The sequence below is a fragment of the Bradyrhizobium sp. 191 genome (genome assembly GCF_023100985.1).
In the GTDB taxonomy this organism is placed as follows: Bacteria; Pseudomonadota; Alphaproteobacteria; order Rhizobiales; family Xanthobacteraceae; genus Bradyrhizobium; species Bradyrhizobium diversitatis.
On sequence record NZ_CP064692.1, the window covers coordinates 2,118,672 to 2,136,136 of the forward strand.

A 17,465-nucleotide genomic window follows, 5' to 3' on the forward strand; every position below is an offset into this window, starting at 1 on the left:
TTTAGGTTGTTGTTTAGGCATGATCCGGAAAACCGCTGCGCACTTTTCCGGATCATGCTTTAACGCTCGACCGGGGCCTCCTGCGGCGGCTCGTCGTCGGCGATGGCGCGCCAGGCGGCACCGTCGAGATCGTCGTACTGGCCGCTGCGCAGCGACCAGAGGAAGGCGACGAGACCGGCACCTCCGAGCATCAAGGCCAGCGGGACCAGGATGACGAGGATCTCCATCACACGATCTCCCGCGAGGTGCTGCGGGCACGCAGCGAATTCAGCATGACCAGGATCGAGGATCCGCTCATGGCCGCTGCCGCGATCAGGGGCGTCACGATGCCGCTGATCGCGACCGGAACGGCAAGCACGTTGTAGCCGATCGCAAGCCAGAGGTTCTGCCGCATCAGGTGCAGCGCCTTGCGCGAAGCATCGATCGCGGCAACCACGGGGGCGAGCGGCCGGCCGAGGAAGACGAGATCGGCGGTGGCCTGGCTGAGATGCGCGGCCGAGATCGGCGACATCGACACATGGGCAGCCGCCAATGACGGCGCATCGTTCATGCCGTCACCGACCATCAGCACCTTGGCGCCGCGCTGCTTCAGCTCTTCGATCCGCGCGATCTTGTCGGCCGGCGTGACGCCGGCGCGCCACTCGGGAATGGCGAGCGCCTGCGCCGCAGCCTTCACCGCCGGCTCGCGGTCGCCGGACAGGATCTCGATGCCGATGTTGCGCGCCTTCAGGGCCGCGACCACGGCCTGCGCATCCGGACGCAGGCCCTGGCGTACCGAGAGGACGAATTTCTCGCTGCCCTTGCTGAAAGCGACGACGGAGGCTTCGGGATCGAGCGTGGCGCCGCCGACCAGCGTCTCGGCACCGCAGTAGGACGGACGGCCGAGGCGAAGCTCGACGCCGTCCACGGTCGCGCGGACGCCCTGCCCGGGTTCTTCGACCGCGCCGACGATCGGAGACTTCGCATCGGCGGCCTGAGCGACGGCGGCGGCGACCGGATGATGGCTCGACAGCGCGAGCCGGCCGGCGAGCTCGAAGATGTCGGCGGGGATGTCGGCCGCATTCATCACTTCGAGATCAGGCAGCGTCAGCGTGCCGGTCTTGTCGAAGATGACATGGTCGGCTTCCGCCATCCGCTCGATCGCGTCGCCGGAATTCAGCAGCACCCCGGACTTGAACATCGCGCCGGAGGCGATCGTCTGCACGGTCGGAATGGCAAGGCCCAGTGCACAGGGGCAGGTAATGATGAGGACGGCAACGCCGGTGACGATCGCGTCATGCCAGCTCGCGCCGGCGATGCCCCAGCCGAGGATGGTCAGAAGCGCGGTCGCATGCACCACCGGCGCGTATAGCCGCGAGGCGCGGTCGGCGAGCCGCATGTAGCGCGAGCGCGCCTGCAGCGCGTTGTCGAGCAGCCGCGTGATCTCGGCGAGCAGCGTCGCCTCCGAGGCCGCCGAGACCCGCACCCGCAGCGTGCCCGAGATGTTCATCGATCCCGCATAGACCGGCGTGCCCTGCTCCGCCGTGACATAGAGCGTCTCGCCGGTGATCAGGCTCTGGTCGATCTCGGAACGTCCCTCGATCACGGTGCCGTCGACCGCGCAGCGCTCGCCCGGCCGCAGCAGCACGATGTCGCCGGGATGGATGGCCGCCACCGGCACTTGCGAGATTTCGCCGGGGCCCACGAACTTCGCAGCCGTCTCCGCTTTCAGCGCCGCGAGATTGCCGGCGACCGCGCGGGTCCGCCGCCGCATGTTCTGGTCGAGGAAGCGGCCGACCAGGAGGAAGGTCAGCAGCATGATCGCGGCGTCGAAATAGGCGTGCTCGGCGTGGTGGATGGTCTCGACCACGGACATGCCGAGCGCCAGGATCACGCCGATCGAGATCGGCACGTCCATGTTGGTGGTCTTCGCCGACAGCGCGCGCCAGGCCGAGCGGAAGAACGGCTGGCCGGCATAGGCCGCCGCCGGCAATGCGATCAGCGCCGACAGCCAGTGGAAGAAGTCGCGCTGCTCCGGCAGCATGTCCGAGACGTTGCCCGACCATACCGGGATCGACAGCATCATCACGTTCATGGTGGCGAATGCCGCGACGCCGAGGCAGCGCAGCAGGAAACGCGATTCGGCGACCTCGGCCTCCTCCGCGCTTTCGGTCTCGAACGGATAGGCCTTGTAGCCGAGCTCCTCGAGTCGATCGATGAACCGGCCGGGATCGAGCGTGCCCGCCTTCCATTCCAGCGCGACGCGGCGGTCGGTGAGATTCACGCGCGCCAGCGTGACGTCGGGGATCACGGACAGGCCGCGTTCGATCTTGGCCATGCACCCAGCGCAGTGAACGCCTTCGACCGCGAGATCGATGTGCTGGATGCCCTCACCCGCGTTTCGGACGTAATGCGAGAAGTCCCGCGTGACGTGCATGACGAAGTCCTTCAGTTCAGGATCACGCGGTTGCGCGACAGGAACACGCGTGTTCCCCGCGCCTCGCCCTCGATCACCAGGTCCCATTGGCCCGGCGCGACCGACGCGGCACTGCCGCGATAGAGGCCGATGCCGGATTCGGTGAGCTCGACGGCGAGATCGGCACGCTTGTCGGTCGGCCGCTCCAGCCGGCCGCCGAACTTGAGCCCGGAGATCGGCTGGCCGCCGGCATCGCGGGCTTCGACCTGGACCGAGGCGCCGCCGTCGCGGCGGCGCTCGATATGGGCGTTGACCTTCCATTTGCGCGCGGCCTGGTCCTGCGCCGCCGAGATCTCGCGGTCATAGACGAGGCCCGCGGCGTAGGGGCTGTCGACGTCGGTGCCGGGCAGCGTCGCGATCGCGAGCTTCATCATGGTCCCGTTGACCCCGATCACGACGCCGAAGAAAGCGACCAGCATCAGCAAGACCTTGGTTCCGGTCAGAGGCTTGGAAGCCATGGCAGTCTCCTGATCCCTTAAGGCGAGACGAAATTGTCGGTGGCGGAAGCGGCGACGCCGAGCCCGATGTCCGTGACGTGGAAGCGGACCGGAATCGACTTCTCCGGGTTGTTGTCGGCCGGCGCGGTGACGAGAAGGCGGAGCTCGCTCGTCGAGTCGCGCGGGATCACGATCATCGGCCGATCCGGGGTCACCGAATCGACGCCGACGACGTGAATGGTCGAATTGACCGGCCCGTCAGCATCGATCGCGATGACGCGGTCATAGCCGCTCTTGTTGAGCAGCCGCACCGTGTAGGCGTTGCGGATCGAGCCGTCGCTGAGCTTGACCGCGACCGGATTGCGGTCGTGCAGCACATTGACGTCGAGCAGGCTGCGGGTCGCGAGCGTGTAGATCATGATGCCGCCGACCGCCGCGATGATCGCGCTGTAGACGACGGTGCGGGCCCGGACGATCCGGTAGATCGGCGCCTTGCCTTCCTGGCGGCGGTGGATGTTGATGTCGTTGTCGTAGCCGATCAGGCGCTTCGGCCGGCCGATCTTCGCCATCACGTTGTCGCAGGCGTCGATGCAGAGCCCGCACTGGATGCATTCGAGCTGCGGTCCGTTGCGGATGTCGATGCCGGTCGGGCAGACCGCGACGCATTGGTCGCAGTCGACGCAATCGCCGACCTGCTGGCCGAGCGCGCGCAGTTCGGCGGCCTTCTTCACCGAAGTGCGCTTCTCGCCGCGATCGTAGCGATAGGTGACGTTGAGCGCCCATTCATCCGTGAGCGCGGCCTGAATGCGCGGCCACGGGCACATATAGGTGCAGACCTGCTCGCGCATGAAGCCGGCGAGCAGGTAGGTCGTCGCGGTGAGAATGCCGATCCAGATATAGGCGATCATCGGCGCCTGGAAGGTGACGAGCTCCTTCACCAGGGTCGGCGCGTCGCTGAAATAGAGCACCCAGGCGCCGCCGGTCCACCACGCGATCAAGATCCAGATCGAATGCTTGAGCACGATCTCGGAGATGCGCTCGAGCTTCAGCGGATCGGACGATTTGTCCTTCTTCATCCGCTCGCGCCGGTCGCCCTCGACCAGCCGTTCGACGGCGTAGAACAGGTCGGTCCACACCGTCTGCGGGCAGAGATAACCGCACCAGATGCGGCCGCCGACCGAGTTCATCAGGAACAGCGCCACCGCGGCCACGATCAGCAGGCCGGTGAAGTAGTAGACCTCCTGCGGCCACAGCTCGATGAAGAAGAAATAGAAGCGGCTGTTGGGAAGATCGATCAGCACCGCCTGGCTGGGGGCGCCGAGGCCGCGATTCCAGCGTACGAACGGCAGGAAATAGTAGACGCCGAGGCAGACCGCCATCAGGGACCATTTGATCCGCCGAAACGTGCCCGAGACGCTCTGCGGGTAGACCTTCTTGCGGGCCGCATAGAGTGGCCCGCTGTCGTCCGCTGGCTTGAGTTCGTTCGGATTGACGGCCTTGTTCATCGCTGAATCTTTCAAGAGGTGCGATCAAACCTAGACCCGGCGCCGGCAAGGCCCTTGATCCAACGCAAACGGGGGCGCTTTTCTTCGCCCCCGCCTGAAGTCGTCGGTCGCGGATCGGCTATTTGCCGCCGCCGAGCGAATGGACATAGACCGCCATCGCCTTGATGGTGGCGGGATCGAGCCGGCCTTCCCAGGCCGGCATCACGCCGGCGCGCCCTTGGCTGATGGTCTCGATCAGGCTCGCCTCGTCGGAGCCATAGAGCCAGATCTTGTCGGTCAGGTTCGGTGCGCCGAGCTCCAGGTTGCCCTTGCCGGCATCGCCGTGACAGGCGGCGCAATTCTCCGCAAAGATCTTCTGGCCCTTGGCGGCGTCGTAGCCGTTGCGCGTGGAAAGGCCCGACAGCGACCGCACGTAATTGGCGACCGTGACGATCTCGTCGCCCTTCAGCACACCGTCCTTGCCGAAGGCGAGCATCTGGCCCTCATGCGTCTTGGCATGGCCGGACCGTGCGCCGAACTGGATGGTCTGCATGATCTGGTCGAGCGTGCCGCCCCAAAGCCAGTCGTCGTCGTTCAGATTGGGATAGCCCTTGGCACCGGCGGCACCGGAGCCGTGACACGGCGCGCAATTGTCGCCGAACACGGTTTTGCCCTTGGCGCGGGCGAGCGCCAGCAGAGCCGGGTCCTTCTCGATGTCGACGAGCGAGGCCGCACCCAGCGCCACCATCTTGTCACCGCGGATCTTCTCGAGGTTGGCGAGTTCGACTGCGACGTCGGCGCGCGAGGAGTAGCCGAACACGCCGGTGGTGTTGCTGGAGATGAGCGGCCAGGCCGGATAGACGATCCAGTAGCCGATCGCCCAGACGATGGTGAGATAGAAGGTGATCACCCACCAGCGCGGCAGCGGCGTGTTGAGCTCCTTGATGCCGTCCCACTCGTGTCCGGTCGTGGACTTGCCGGAGACGGAATCGATGTCGCTAGAATGATCGGTCATGGTTCTCTACTCCTCCCGCAACGGCAGGTGCGCCGCTTTGTCGAACACAGCCTTGTTACGGGGCCAGAATGCGTAGGCGACGATCGCGAGAAAGATCGCGACGAACACCGGTGTCCAGATCGTCGTCACGAGATCGGACGCAAGATTATGGACGGTCAGGATGGCTTTCATCGTTCATGCCTTCTCAGCGAAGATTGGCTTTCTCGTTGTAGATCTTGAAGTCGACCAGCGTGCCGAGCATCTGCAGGTACGCGATCAGCGCGTCCATCTCCGTCGGCGTGCCGGTCTTGCCGTCGAAATTGCGCACGACGGCCTTGGCGTAGCGCTTGCCGAAGGCATCGGTGCCGGCGTTGTCCGGATCGGCCTGAGCCTTCAGGTCGGCGGCGGCGTTGGCAATCTGCTCATCGCTGTAGGGGACGCCGACCGTCCTGAGCGTGCGCATGTCGCCGGCGATCGCATCCGGGTCGACCTCGGCCCTGCTGAGGAACGGATAGCCCGGCATCACCGACTGCGGCACGATCGCGCGCGGGTTGGTCAGATGGGTCACGTGCCAGTCGTCGGAATATTTGGCGCCGACGCGGGCGAGGTCCGGACCGGTGCGCTTGGAGCCCCACTGGAACGGATGGTCGAACATGCTCTCGGCGGCGAGCGAGAAGTGGCCGTAGCGCTCGACCTCGTCACGCAGCGGCCGAACCATCTGCGAATGGCAGAGGTAGCAGCCCTCGCGGACGTAGACGTTGCGTCCGGCGAGCTCCAGCGGCGTGTAGGGCCTGACCCCGTCGACCTTCTCGATCGTGCTCTTGAGGTAGAACAGCGGCGTGATCTCGACGAGACCGCCGATCGCGATCACCAGCAGGATGCCGACGACCAGGATGATCGAGTTCTTTTCGAAGATTTGGTGGCGTGTCCAGAACGACATTTCTTTAGCTCCTCATTCCGCCGGCTGAAGAGCGACGGGCATCTGGGCTTCCTGTTCGCCGACGCGAACCGTCATCCAGAGATTGTAGGCCATGATCAGCGCGCCGATCAGGAACAGCCCGCCGCCGGCGGCGCGGATGATGTAGAAGGGATGCATCGCCTCGACGGTCTCGATGAAGGAATATTCGAGGAAGCCGAGCGAGGTGTAGGCACGCCACATCAGGCCCTGGAGGATGCCGGACACCCACATCGCCGAGATGTAGAGAACGATGCCGAGGGTCGCGATCCAGAAGTGCCAGTTGACGAGCTTCAGGCTGTAGAGGCCCTTGCGATTCCAGGCCCACGGTACCAGGCAGTAGATCGCACCGAAGGAGACGAAGCCGACCCAGCCGAGCGCGCCGGAGTGCACGTGACCGATGGTCCAGTCGGTGTAGTGGCTGAGCGAGTTGACCACCTTGATCGACATCATCGGGCCTTCGAAGGTCGACATGCCGTAGAAGGCGACGGAGACCACGAGCATGCGCAGCACGGGATCGGTGCGCAGCTTGTCCCAGGCGCCCGACAGCGTCATCAGGCCGTTGATCATGCCGCCCCAGGAGGGCATCCACAGCATGATCGAGAAGGTCATGCCCAGCGTCTGCGTCCAGTCGGGCAGCGCCGTGTAGTGCAGATGGTGCGGGCCGGCCCAGATGTAGAGGAAGATCAGCGCCCAGAAGTGGATGATCGAGAGCCGGTAGGAATAGATCGGCCGCTCGGCCCGCTTCGGGATGAAGTAGTACATGATGGCGAGGAAGCCGGCGGTCAGGAAGAAGCCGACCGCGTTGTGGCCGTACCACCACTGGAACATGGCGTCCTGGATGCCGCCCCAGGCGACGTAGGACTTCGAGCCGAACACCGAGACCGGGAGCGCGGGGTTGTTGCCGAGATGCAGGACCGCGATCGTCACGATGAAGGCGAGATAGAACCAGTTCGCAACGAAGATGTGCGGCTCCTTGCGCTTGAAGATGGTGGCAAGGAAGACCAGCAGATAGACGACCCAGACGATGGTCAGCCACAGATCGGCGTACCATTCCGGCTCGGCATATTCCTTCGACTGGGTGACGCCGAGCAGATAGCCCGTGCCCGCGACCAGGATGAAGAAGTTGTAGCCCAGCACGACGAACCACGGCGCGAGGTCGCCGGCGAGGCGCGCGCGGCAGGACTTCTGCACCACGTAGAAGGAGGTCGCGACCAAGACGTTGCCGCCGAAGGCGAAGATCACGGCGGAGGTGTGCAGCGGCCGCAGGCGGCCGAAGCTGATCCAGGGCAGATCGAAGTTCAGCGCGGGCCAGGCCAGCTGCGAGGCGATGATGAGGCCGACGAGGAATCCGGCAATGCCCCAGAACATCGCCATGAAGGCGGAGAACTTGATCGGCCCCATGTTGTAGTTCGGGCGGCCGTTGATTTCCTGGGGCGGCAACGCCGCCGGCCGTTCGAAGTAGCGGTTGACGATGAAGAACACCGCAGCCAGGCTCGCCGCCGCGCTGAGCGCGGCGTGAAAGGCGAAGGGTGCATCGAGCGCCTTGGCCGAGGCGATCACGCAAAGAAAAGCGGTGACTGCGAATACGACAGCCAAGCCGCTTTCACCGATGGTCATGGATTTTGAGATGGAGGGCTGGCTCATGCGGATTCTCTCTGAAAGAACACAACGCCAGAAATCACATTCACCCTCGCGGGGAATTGATTGAAATCAAGCTGGCCTTGAAGGCGAGCCGTAGCGGACAAATATTTTCTCGGTTCCTCCGTATTTTTTCGGTGCGGCTAGTTGAAATGCCCTCTCCCCTTGTGGGAGAGGGCAGCAAGGACAGCGCGGCAAACTCGCTTGGGTGAGGGGTTGGTGCAGCGGGGAACGGTGTCTGTGTGGAGAGATACCCCTCGCTTCGCGCCACCCTCTCCCACAAGGGGAGAAGGAAAAAGGCGTCACGTCAGTCCCGCGCCGTCGCCTTGAGCGCCGCAATGACGTCCTCACGGGCGATGATGCCGACCAGCTTCTGTGCACCGTCGAGCACGATGATGCTCCTGATGCGGTGCTCGACCATGATCTGGAGCACGCGTGTCAGCCGCGTGTCGGGGCTGACATAGATGAACTCGGGAGTCATGACGTCGCCGATCTTGCGTCTCATCAGGTCATCATAGCGCGGCAACATCTGGGTCGGCGTGAAGGCGAAGCACTTCAGGATGTCGAACTTGGTGACGATGCCGACGACCTGCCCGTCGTCTTCGACCGGATAGGAGTTGAAATCGTCGGTCTCGAACATCTCGCTAAGCTGGAACAAGTCGAGGCCGCGCTGCACCGTTTTGACGTTGCGCGTCATGTAGCCGTCGACAGTCTGTTCAAGAAATTTGTACATGACGCGTCCTCCTCGATTCGATACTGACCGGCCGGCGGTCAGTGCGACAGCAGCACGCTCCGAGCCGTTTGCGTGACCAGATACTGGGTGACGCCCCCGAGGATCAGCTCACGAAATCTCGAATGACCATAGGCGCCCGCGACGATCAGGCCGGCGCCGACGTCGCCGGCGACCTTCTCCAGATGCGCCGCGGGGCTTTCGTCTCTTGCGGCCTCCGAGACGCGTGCGGTCGCGGTGACGCCGTGACGGCCGAGCCAGGCGGCGACGTCGATGACGCCGGCCATCACGGCCGAACGGTCGTTGCCCTGCTCTGGAATTTCGACGATGGTGATGTCCCTCGCCTTGCGCAGCATCGGCAGCGCGTCGGTCACCGCCCGCCGCGCCTCCGGCGTATCCTTCCACGCCACCAGCACGTTGCGCAGGTCGAGCCAGTTGACCCGATCGGGGACGACGAGAAGCGGACGGCCGGCCTGCAGCACCAGATCCTTGGGGCTTGCGAGCGAGAAAGCGTCGGAGAAGGCCGGGCTCTGCCCTCCGCTGACGACGATGTCGGCGCAACGCGCCTGCGCCAGCACGAATCGCGTCGGAAAATCCATCGCGCTGCGCCACTCGACGTGTCCGCCGCGATTCTTCGTCGCTGCGCGGAATTGTGCTTCCAGGTCGGCCAGCCGTCGCTTGACCGAAGCTTCGCCCTCGTCGATCAGCGCCTGCGCCTCGGTGCCGTCGGTGAAATAGAGCGGCGGCGCGAACTGCGCTGCGGCGACCCCGACGATGGCAGCCTCGAAGCGCTCGGCAAGCTCCCCCGCGACCTGAAGACGCGCTTCGTTGGGCTGATCGAGCGCCAAGCTGACCATGACGGTCGCGTATGTCATCGGGTATCTCCAGCATCACCAAATTTTTGCAAATCGTAAGCCTGCTGCCGCGCGGCAGGATGAGATAGATCAAACAGGCGCTTTCTGGCTCTCTCGCTGTTCAATGAGAGATACGACGGCGAATTCAACGTCCGCGCTTGCCTCTGGGCGAGCCTTGGGCGAAATTGCCGTAGCGGTAAAGGCATCCTGCCTGCCCGCTGAGAACAGGAGCAGAGCTTGGCGCCGACCCGCGTGACCCATCCGGCAGACGACGGTCGGGGCGAGCATTTCCGGGGCCGCATCGAGGGATTCGGGGTGGGCACCTGGGACCTCGATCTGAAGACGCGCGAGCTTGAATGGTCGGAGATGGCCAAGCGGCTGTTTGGCCTCGAGCGGGACCAGGCCGTCAGCTACGATCTCTTTCTGTCCCTGCTGGAGCCGAGCGACCGGGACAATTTCCTGAAGGCGATCGGGCGCACCTCGGAAGGCGGCGGGGAGCTTGATCTGTCCTTCAAGCTCGGCACCGCGTCCGGAAACGGTCAATGGATCCGGGCCAGGGCCGGCGTGATCCGGGACGATTCGGGCACGCCACGTCATCTCAGCGGGATATTCCTCGACATCAACGAGGAAAAGCAGCTCGAGGAGGCCCTGCGCTCCCAGGAGAATCATCTTCGCTCGATTCTCGAAACGGTGCCCGACGCCATGATCGTCATCGATTCGCGCGGCATCATGCAGCTCTTCAGCAGCGCCGCGGAGCGGCTGTTCGGCTACAGCAAGCAGGAAGCCATCGGCCGAAACGTGAGCATTCTCATGCCGGAGCCCGATCAGTCTCGTCATGACGGCTATCTCGCGCGCTATCTCCGGACGAATGATCCGCACATTATCGGCATCGGCCGGATCGTGACGGGCAAGCGCCGCGATGGCACGACTTTCCCGATGCACCTGTCCGTCGGGCAGACGCAACGCGCGGGCGAGCCCTATTTCACCGGCTTCGTGCGCGACCTCACCGAGCACCAGCAGACCCAGGCGCGGCTCCAAGAGCTGCAAGCCGAGCTCGTGCACGTGTCGCGGTTGACCGCAATGGGCGAAATGGCTTCCGCGCTCGCCCACGAGCTCAACCAGCCGCTGGCGGCGATCAGCAACTACATGAAGGGATCGCGGCGCCTCCTCGCCGGCAGCAGCGATCCCAACTCGCCGAAGGTCGAAAGCGCGCTCGATCGGGCGGCGGAGCAGGCCTTGCGTGCCGGCCAGATCATCCGCCGGCTGCGCGACTTCGTCTCCCGCGGCGAATCGGAAAAGCGGGTCGAGAGCCTGTCGAAGCTGATCGAGGAAGCCGGCGCGCTCGGGCTCGCCGGCGCGCGCGAGCAGAACGTGCAGCTCCGCTTCAGCCTCGATCCCGGCGCCGATCTCGTCCTCGCCGACCGGGTGCAGATTCAGCAGGTGCTGGTAAACCTGTTCCGCAACGCGCTCGAGGCCATGGCGCAGTCGCCGCGGCGCGAGCTCGTCGTCGCCAACACCCGCGTCGGCGACGACATGATCGAGGTGGAGGTCTCAGACACAGGCATCGGCTTCCGGGACGACGTCATTCCTAACCTGTTCCAGACCTTCTTCACCACCAAAGACACCGGCATGGGCGTGGGACTGTCCATCAGCCGCTCGATCATCGAGGCTCACGGCGGCCGCATGTGGGCCGAGAGCAACGCGGCGGGCGGAGCGACATTCCGCTTCACCTTGCCGGCAACCGACGAGAGCTGATCCATGACGACCAAGGGACATGTCTACGTCATCGACGACGACGCAGCGATGCGGGACTCGCTGAACTTCCTGCTGGATTCCGCCGGCTTCGGCGTCACCCTGTTCGACGACGCCCTCGCCTTTCTCGAAGCCCTGCCCGGCCTCGCCTTCGGCTGCGTCGTCTCCGACGTGCGCATGCCCGGGCTCGACGGGATCGAGCTGCTGAAGCGGATGAAGGCGCAGCAGAGCCCCTTCCCGATCGTGATCATGACCGGTCATGGCGACGTGCCGCTCGCGGTCGAAGCCATGAAGCTCGGGGCGGTCGATTTCCTGGAAAAGCCGTTCGATGACGACCGTCTCACCGCCATGATCGACTCGGCCATCCGCCAGGCCGAGCCCGCCGCCAAGAACGAAGCCGTCGCGCAGGACATCGCCGCCCGCGTCGCGTCCTTGAGTCCCAGGGAGCGCCAGGTCATGGAAGGGCTGATCGCGGGCCTCTCCAACAAGCTGATCGCCCGCGAATACGACATCAGCCCGCGCACCATCGAGGTCTACCGGGCCAATGTCATGACCAAGATGCAGGCGAGCAGCCTCTCCGAACTGGTCCGGCTGGCGATGCGTGCCGGCATGCTCAACGATTGAGGCAGGTCAAGGCGCCTTCCCGGGGCCGTGCTAACCAGTCAGGATGATCGAGGTCAGCTCACATGGTGCGCGGCTGCCGTCCTCCCCACAACTCACCGTCTTTGTGGTCGACGATGATGCCGCCGTGCTGGGATCGTTGCGGTTCCTGCTGGAGACCGATGGCTTTGCCGTGCGGACATTCAGGAGCGGCACGGCGCTACTCAATATCAGCGGCGCGCCCGGGCCGGACTGCTACGTCATCGACTACAAGATGCCGGACATCAACGGTATCGAGCTGACCGGCCGCTTGCGCAAATCCGACCGCGACGCGCCTGTGGTCCTGATCACCGGCTATCCCGACGAGAACATCTCGGCCCGGGCGGCGACGGCGGGCATCAAGGACGTGGTTTTGAAGCCGCTTCTCGACGAAAACCTGGTCAAGTGCATCCGCCACGCCATCCAGGACCGCCCCCGCGCCTAGAGCATGATCCGGAAAAGTGTGCAGCGGTTTTCCGAAAGGATCATGCTCAAACAATGACCTAGGCGCGATGACGATTCATCCTGATCTCATCGCGCCTAAGCCTACGGGATTCTACGTAAGGCACCCCCCTTAAGATATCGCTCGAAATTTTCGAAGCCCCCGATACCGCGTAGGAAAGCGCCATCACAACGGAGATGGCGCAGATGCTGACCCAGACAATCAACACCCAGGCGATCAACACCCAAATCGGTGGCAAGATTGCCCCTGCCCACCCCGTAACCGACCAGTTCGGCGCGATCACGGGCCATGTCGGCCTGGTCGCCACCGAGTTCTCCTACGGCAAGGACGAGGAGATCTACGGCGAGGACGAGGCGTCCGAATACGTCTATCAGGTGGTCACCGGCGCGGTGCGTAGCTACAAGCTTCTCTCCGACGGCCGCCGTCAGATCGGCGCCTTCCATCTCGCCGGCGACGTGTTCGGCCTCGAATCCGGTCCCACTCACCGCCTCGCCGCGGAAGCCATCATCGACACCACCGTCCGCCTCGTGAAGCGCGCGAGCCTCGAGAAGGCCGCCGGCACCGACGTGCAGGTTGCCCGCAAGCTCTGGACGATGACCGCCGGTGAGCTTCGTCATGCTGAGGACCACATGCTGCTCCTGGGCCGCAAGACCGCGATGGAGCGTGTTGCGACCTTCCTCCTCGAAATGGACCGCCGCCTCGCCGTTGCCGGCATGATGGCGCTACCGATGTGCCGCCGCGACATCGGCGACTATCTCGGCCTCACGCTCGAAACCGTGTCGCGCGCGCTGTCGCAGCTTCACGCCCAGGGCATTCTCGGTTTCTCCGGCGCCCGCCAGATCGTGCTGCGCAACCGCCAGCGCCTGCACAATCTCGACGCCTGACCGATTTTCTCCCCCGTGACTTGGCCGGCCGAACCCGTTTCGGCCGGCCTTCTCTTTTGCCGCGGTCATGCCGTGCGCCGGGTTTCCGGCATCATCAGCAGGATCAGAAGGAGCCCCGTCGCGGCGACGCCGGACAGCCCGATGAATGCGGTGGCATTGCCGAACTTGTCGCTGACATAGCCGCCGAGCACCGTGCTCAGCGATGCGCCGATGCCGGTCGCCGTCCCCACGATCCCCTGCGCCAGGTTGAAATGACCGCTGCCGAAGGCGACGTCGGCCACGATCAGCGGAATCATGACTGCAAACACCGCGGCGGTGAAGCCGTCGAACACCTGCACCAGCACCAACAGGTAGGGATCGCGCACGGTCGCAAACAACAGTCCGCGAATCGTCAACGCGCCGAATCCGATCAGGAGCAGGGGACGCCGGCCCCAGAGCTGTGCCTTGCGCCCGACCGTCGGCGACAGCAGCGCCACGATCGCCTGCGGCACGATGATGCAGGCGGCGACGAGCACGGTCGCCCATTGGCTCGACCGCGCCGTCACCGCGCTCGCCATCAGCGGCATCATCGCAGCATTCGCGAGCTGCAACAACAGCACGCTGAGCGCGAAGACGATGAGCGGACGTTGCCGGATCAGGTGCCAGATGTTGGTATCGCCGCGGTCGGCGGCTTCAGGCGGCATCTCGCCGTGACAGCGCCTGATGTCGACCTCGTTCTCACGGATGCGCGAGAGCGCGATCAGGGTCGGGATCGCGAGCAGGAAAGTGACCAGGAACACGGAGCGGCTCGACAGGAGATAACCCGCGGTGCCCATTACCGCCGCCGCGACGCCATTACCCAGCGAGGCGAAGCGCGCGTTGCGGCCGAGCCGCTCGCCGATCGCGAGCGGGCCGACGAGGCCAAGGCTGATCGCGGCGATCGCCGGCCCGAGCACGCAGCTCGCCGCCGCGTGCAAGGTGGCGGCGGCAACCACAACCGGGAAGATCGGCATGGCGGCATAGGCAAGCGCGCAGACGCCGATGGTCGCAATCGCGAGGGCGGCGACCAGGCGCTCCGACTTCGCGGCATCGATGATCGCGCCACCCGGCATCTGCCCGATCAACGCGACGATGCCGCCGATCGACAGCACGAGGCCGATCTCGACCTGGGTCCATTTCTGCGTCGTCAGGTAGACCGCGATGAAGGGGCCGAAGCCGGTCTGCACGTCGGCGAGGAAGAAGATGAACCAGTCGAGGCCGCGCAGGCTCTGGCGCGACGGCGCCGGAATAGCCGCGGCCGACGGCGCGGCGACCTTGTCCTGCTCGCCGCGAGCGCCGCGATCCGCATGGTTCGGCTTCCTCGACAACAGCACAGGCGGTGAGCCCTCCCGGCACCTCACTGGATCGCTTGCAGCGGCTGAAGGCTGCCGGACGCGCCGAGCACGACGATCGGCGTGTCCTCCTTGTATTCCGGCGCGGCCGCGACCTGCGCCTTGGTCAATTCCAGCGTGATGCTGTCCTTCTTGTTGGCGATCTTGCCGAAGCGCAGCGCGTTCCAGTCCACCACGATCTTGCGGCTGCCGACGCCGAGGAATCCGCCGAAATCGATCGCCGCGGCCCGCACATGGCCGGTGCGATCGACGATGACGTCGACGATGCGGCCCATATCCTCGCCGGCGGCGCTGCGAACGTCGCGGCCGAGCACGCCGTGGGCCTCGCTCGCGCCAATGATGGTCACCGACGGTGGCGGCGCGGCGTCCTTGGGCGTCACCGGAACGGTCGAGACCGGCGGCGGTGCCGTCGGCGGCACGTTCGCTTCATTCTGGCCTGCGGGCTGATCCTCCGCGGCGCGCGACGGTGCGACCGTCAGGGCAACCACGATCGCCACGCTCAGGATCAACGCTCCGATCGCACGCATGACACCCTCCTCACGATGCACCGCTAGCGCGCCAGCACGATCGAGACCTGGATCTGGCCGCGTGTGCGCAGCACCTCCAGCGCCACGTCGTCGCCGTGGCGGCTGACGCGAAGATCGACGCTGGATTCGCCGAGGCGCAGATCGCGCAGGATCACCTCGTTGAGGAACGCCGGCAGATGCGGATTGCGCAGGCGAATCTCGCCCCGCGCCACATCGAACTCGAGGCCGAGCGCCGCCTCCAGCAGCGTAAACGGCGTCGCGCTTGCCCAGGCCTGCGGCGCGCAGGCGACCGGGTAGAGCGTCGGGCCGCGCCGCTTCTCGCGCCGGAAGCCGCAGAACAATTCGGGCAACCGGCGCAGATCCATATAGGTCGCGGCATCGAACAGCCCCTTGAAGACATGCGCCACCGAATGCTTGAGGCCGTAGCGCGCGAGCCCGAGCGCAATCAGCGCATTGTCGTGCGGCCAGATCGACCCGTCATGATAGGACATCGGATTGTAGCGCACCTCGCCCTGCGCGACGGTGCGGATGCCCCAGCCCGAGAAGAAATGCGGCCCCATCAGATCGGCGGCGACGAGGCGGGCGCGATCCTCGCGGACCATGCCGCTGAACAGGACCTGCCCGGCGTTCGAGGTCCGCACCTTGCAGGGCCGCTTCTCGCCGTCCAGCGCGAGCGCATAGGTGCCGAGCTCCTCGCACCAGAACGACGTCTCGAAGCGCTCGGCGAGTGCCCTGGCGTCGGCCTCGAGCTTGCGGCCCCGCTCCGGCTTGCCGAGCCGCAGCGCGCAACGCGCGGCGAGCTGCTTGGCAGCGAAGACGTAGCCCTGGACTTCCGCAAGCGCGATATTGCCCTCAGCAAGCTGGCCGTCGGCATGGAAGATCGCGTCGTAGGAATCCTTCCAGCCCTGGTTCGCCAGCCCCTTCTCGGTCGCGCGCTGGTATTCGACGAACCCGTCCTGGTCAGGATCACCAGGGCCGTCGATCCAGGCCAGCCCCGCCTCGATCGCCGGCCACAGCTCGATCAGCGTGGCCTCGTCGCCGGTGCGCTCGAAATAGCTTCCTGCGAGCAGCACGAACAGCGCGGTCGAATCGACGCTGCCGTAGTAATGCGCGAACGGCACCTCCCCGAGCGCCGCCATCTCGCCGCCGCGCATCTCATGCAGGATCTTTCCGGGCGCAGCGTCGGCGAGCGGATCGCTCGCCGTGGCCTGGAAATGCGCAAGCCGGCGCAGGACACCCTTGGCGACGCGCGGATCGACCCAGAGCATCTGGAGCGCCGTGATGAGGCCGTCGCGACCGAACGTCGTCGAGTACCAGGGAATGCCGGCATAGGGGTATCGCCCCTGCGGCGTCTCGGTCATCAGCATGTTGAGGTCGGCCATGGCCTGGCACAGCACCTCGTTGAAGATGTTGTTGGAAGTCTCGATGCTGGCCGCGCCCATGGTCGACTGCCGCATCTCGCGGCGGTGCGCCAGCAGCCCCGGGAAGAACCGCACCGGCTTTTCCGTCACCGGCCGGTTGCAGGACACGGCCACGAACAGCGATTTGGCCTGGTGCGGTTCCAGGTCGAGCTCCCAGGTCGCGGCGTTGACCGAGAGCCGCGTCGGACGCGGGTCGAAATGCAGTCCGGTCGCCCGTTCGGCCTCGTCGAGGCCGCGATATTCGAACATGACGTCGGTCGGCCCGAGCAGCCGACTGGTTCCGATCCCGCGGCGCGGCCGCCGCTCGCCGCGGACCTCGAACAAATCGGCGAAGTCGTTGCCGAACAGCAGCGTCAGGTCGACGCTGGTGCGCCGGTCGCCATGGTTCTGTACGCCGATGCGCTGATAGGCCGTGCCACGCCACAGGAAGACCGTGCGCACGATGTGCAGCAGGTCCTTCTGCAGCACGAGGCTGCCCTGCCGGTAGATGTCCGGATTGGTGAGATCGACGGTCAACGCCGAATTGTCGTCGCGCAGATTCGAGCCGAGCAGCAGCGGCTGGAGATCGTCGAGCACGAGCTCGAGCCGCGCGAGGTAGCGCGTATCGTGATGGAACAGGCCGTCCGGCCCACCGGCGGATGCGCCGATGTCGCCATGGCTGTCGAGCACGATGAAAGTGTCGTCGTGCTTGAGCGAACGCCGTGGCCGCGCCGACGGCCCCGTCATCGGGATATAGAACGGTTGTTCCGCGACCTGTTCCGAGGTCCGCGTCACGGAGACGAATTGGGTGACGGCTTCTGCCGACATGAGCTGCTCCCCTGCGCCTGTTTCAAAACGCAACCGACTCGAGAAACGCGAC

At 65.3% G+C, this 17,465-nt stretch carries 17 protein-coding genes; 4 read left to right on the forward strand and 13 right to left on the reverse strand.

Annotated elements, in window-relative coordinates; all coding sequences use genetic code 11:
- Positions 1-59 precede the first annotated feature (59 nt).
- The 10 genes from ccoS to IVB23_RS09750 all read right to left on the reverse strand — a co-directional run bounded on the left by ccoS (position 60) and on the right by IVB23_RS09750 (position 9,571).
- On the reverse strand, positions 60-227 hold the full coding sequence (gene ccoS / locus IVB23_RS09705; protein WP_061878267.1) for a cbb3-type cytochrome oxidase assembly protein CcoS: 168 nt from the start codon (positions 225-227) through the stop codon (positions 60-62).
- Positions 227-2,416: a cation-translocating P-type ATPase gene (locus IVB23_RS09710; protein WP_247803363.1), complete on the reverse strand. Its 2,190-nt coding sequence runs from the start codon at positions 2,414-2,416 to the stop codon at positions 227-229. Before IVB23_RS09710 ends, ccoS begins: the two co-directional genes overlap by 1 nt.
- Before the next feature lie 11 nt (positions 2,417-2,427).
- Positions 2,428-2,913, reverse strand: a complete 486-nt coding sequence (locus IVB23_RS09715) for a FixH family protein (protein WP_247803364.1) — start codon at positions 2,911-2,913, stop codon at positions 2,428-2,430.
- 17 nt (positions 2,914-2,930) lie between these two features.
- Positions 2,931-4,397, reverse strand: a complete 1,467-nt coding sequence (gene ccoG, locus IVB23_RS09720) for a cytochrome c oxidase accessory protein CcoG (RefSeq protein ID WP_247803365.1) — start codon at positions 4,395-4,397, stop codon at positions 2,931-2,933.
- 118 nt (positions 4,398-4,515) lie between these two features.
- Positions 4,516-5,391: a cytochrome-c oxidase, cbb3-type subunit III gene (gene ccoP, locus IVB23_RS09725; protein ID WP_061878271.1), complete on the reverse strand. Its 876-nt coding sequence runs from the start codon at positions 5,389-5,391 to the stop codon at positions 4,516-4,518.
- Between the two features lie 6 nt (positions 5,392-5,397).
- A complete protein-coding gene (locus tag IVB23_RS09730) occupies positions 5,398-5,562 on the reverse strand; it encodes a cbb3-type cytochrome c oxidase subunit 3 (protein ID WP_028179361.1) in 165 nt (54 codons plus the stop codon).
- 13 nt (positions 5,563-5,575) lie between these two features.
- Positions 5,576-6,310 (reverse strand): cytochrome-c oxidase, cbb3-type subunit II, encoded by a 735-nt coding sequence (ccoO, locus tag IVB23_RS09735; RefSeq protein ID WP_028179362.1) that lies wholly within the window; start codon positions 6,308-6,310, stop codon positions 5,576-5,578.
- A 12-nt stretch (positions 6,311-6,322) separates the two neighbouring features.
- Positions 6,323-7,972 (reverse strand): cytochrome-c oxidase, cbb3-type subunit I, encoded by a 1,650-nt coding sequence (gene ccoN, locus IVB23_RS09740; RefSeq protein WP_247803366.1) that lies wholly within the window; start codon positions 7,970-7,972, stop codon positions 6,323-6,325.
- 301 nt (positions 7,973-8,273) lie between these two features.
- Positions 8,274-8,699: a CBS domain-containing protein gene (locus tag IVB23_RS09745; RefSeq protein ID WP_028179364.1), complete on the reverse strand. Its 426-nt coding sequence runs from the start codon at positions 8,697-8,699 to the stop codon at positions 8,274-8,276.
- A gap of 38 nt (positions 8,700-8,737) precedes the next feature.
- Positions 8,738-9,571, reverse strand: a complete 834-nt coding sequence (locus IVB23_RS09750; protein ID WP_247803367.1) for a universal stress protein — start codon at positions 9,569-9,571, stop codon at positions 8,738-8,740.
- A 216-nt stretch (positions 9,572-9,787) separates the two neighbouring features.
- On the opposite strand from IVB23_RS09750, the gene fixL reads away from it, so the two are divergent.
- The 4 genes from fixL to IVB23_RS09770 all read left to right on the forward strand — a co-directional run bounded on the left by fixL (position 9,788) and on the right by IVB23_RS09770 (position 13,288).
- On the forward strand, positions 9,788-11,305 hold the full coding sequence (gene fixL, locus IVB23_RS09755; RefSeq protein ID WP_247803368.1) for a sensor protein FixL: 1,518 nt from the start codon (positions 9,788-9,790) through the stop codon (positions 11,303-11,305).
- Positions 11,306-11,308: 3 nt separating this feature from the next.
- Positions 11,309-11,926: a response regulator FixJ gene (gene fixJ / locus IVB23_RS09760; protein ID WP_247803369.1), complete on the forward strand. Its 618-nt coding sequence runs from the start codon at positions 11,309-11,311 to the stop codon at positions 11,924-11,926.
- A 43-nt stretch (positions 11,927-11,969) separates the two neighbouring features.
- Positions 11,970-12,386, forward strand: coding sequence for a response regulator (locus IVB23_RS09765; RefSeq protein ID WP_061878276.1), 417 nt, complete (start codon positions 11,970-11,972; stop codon positions 12,384-12,386).
- Positions 12,387-12,589: 203 nt separating this feature from the next.
- Entirely contained in the window at positions 12,590-13,288 is a 699-nt protein-coding gene (locus IVB23_RS09770; protein ID WP_061878671.1) for a helix-turn-helix domain-containing protein, read from the forward strand.
- A gap of 65 nt (positions 13,289-13,353) precedes the next feature.
- Here the strand turns inward: IVB23_RS09770 and IVB23_RS09775 are convergent, their stop codons facing one another.
- The 3 genes from IVB23_RS09775 to IVB23_RS09785 are packed head-to-tail and all read right to left on the reverse strand — an operon-like array spanning position 13,354 to position 17,413.
- Complete coding sequence (locus tag IVB23_RS09775) at positions 13,354-14,640, reverse strand: MFS transporter (RefSeq protein ID WP_247803370.1); 1,287 nt, start codon at positions 14,638-14,640, stop codon at positions 13,354-13,356.
- A 23-nt stretch (positions 14,641-14,663) separates the two neighbouring features.
- Complete coding sequence (locus IVB23_RS09780; protein ID WP_061878277.1) at positions 14,664-15,185, reverse strand: PRC-barrel domain-containing protein; 522 nt, start codon at positions 15,183-15,185, stop codon at positions 14,664-14,666.
- 23 nt (positions 15,186-15,208) lie between these two features.
- On the reverse strand, positions 15,209-17,413 hold the full coding sequence (locus IVB23_RS09785; protein ID WP_197968351.1) for an amylo-alpha-1,6-glucosidase: 2,205 nt from the start codon (positions 17,411-17,413) through the stop codon (positions 15,209-15,211).
- Between the last annotated feature and the right edge of the window lie 52 nt (positions 17,414-17,465).